Source organism: Streptomyces sp. FH025, from assembly GCF_017427025.1.
Classification (GTDB): Bacteria; Actinomycetota; Actinomycetes; order Streptomycetales; family Streptomycetaceae; genus Kitasatospora.
The window spans coordinates 1-1,203 of the sequence record NZ_JAFLNG010001184.1; the positions used below are offsets into that span (position 1 = coordinate 1).

Below are 1,203 nucleotides of genomic sequence, written 5' to 3' on the forward strand. Positions count from 1 at the left end.
GCAGGGCCGCGTCCAGCAGCGCCGGGTGCAGTCCGAACCCGGCCGCGCTCACGCCGTCCGGCAGCGCGACCTCGGCGAACAGCTCCTCGCCGCGCCGCCAGGCCGCACGAACCCCCTGGAACGCGGGACCGTAGGCCAGGCCGCTCTCGGCCAGCGCCGGGTAGAACCCGTCCAGGTCCACGGCCTCCGCACCCGCCGGAGGCCACTCGGTCAGAACGGTATCGGGAGTGGAACCGGCGACGATCAGCGAACCACTCGCGTGCCGGGTCCACTCCTCCTCGGGCGCGGCATCCTCGGCCTGGGCGTAGACGGCCACCGCACGACAACCCGCATCGTCGGCCTCGTCCACCGTCACCTGCACCCGCACACCGCCCCGGGCCGGAAGCACCAGCGGCGACTCGATCAGCAGCTCCTCGACCCGGCCACAACCCGCCTCGTCACCGGCCCGCACCACCATCTCGACCAGCGCGGCCCCCGGAACCACCACCCGACCGGCGACCACGTGATCGGCCAGCCACGGCTGTGCGGACAGCGACAACCGCCCGGTCAGCACCACACCACCACTGGCCGGCAACGCCACCGCCGCACCCAACAACGGGTGACGCGCCGGAGACTGACCCAACCCGGCCGCATTCACCCCAAGGGAAGCGGCCGGAAGCCAGTAACGCTGCCGCTGGAAGGCATACGTCGGAAGATCGATCCGCTGGGCACCGGTGTTGGCGTAAAGCGCGGCCCATTCGACCGGCACACCACGGACGAACGCCTTCGCGAGCGCGGTCAGCAGCGCGCGGGGCTCGTCCCGGCCCCGCCGCAGCAGCGGAAGCCAGACCTCCTCCGCCACCTCACCGTCGGTGTCGGTGCGGGTCTGGGGACCCATCCCGGCGAGAACACCGTCAGGCCCGATCTCGATGAACGTCCGCACACCAGCCGCACGCAACGCGTTCGCCGCATCACCGAAGCGCACGGCCTCGCGGACATGCTTCACCCAGTACGCCGGATCGGTGACCTCATCCGTCACCGACTGCCCGGTCAGAGCGGAGACCATCGCCAGCTTCGGCGTCCCGTACTCCACCGCGCCGACAACGCGCGCGAACTCCTCCAGCATCGGCTCCATCAACGGCGAATGGAAAGCGTGCGAAACCTGAAGACGCTTCGTGCGCGCCCCACCGTTCGCCAACTCATCGGCAGCGGCCAGAACTTCGC

Annotated in this window: 1 protein-coding gene; it reads right to left on the bottom strand. The window is 70.9% G+C overall.

Going from position 1 to position 1,203, the window contains the following annotated elements:
* A partial coding sequence (locus J0670_RS38300) for a polyketide synthase dehydratase domain-containing protein (RefSeq protein ID WP_207817379.1) occupies window positions 1-1,203 on the bottom strand: 1,203 nt, incomplete at both ends.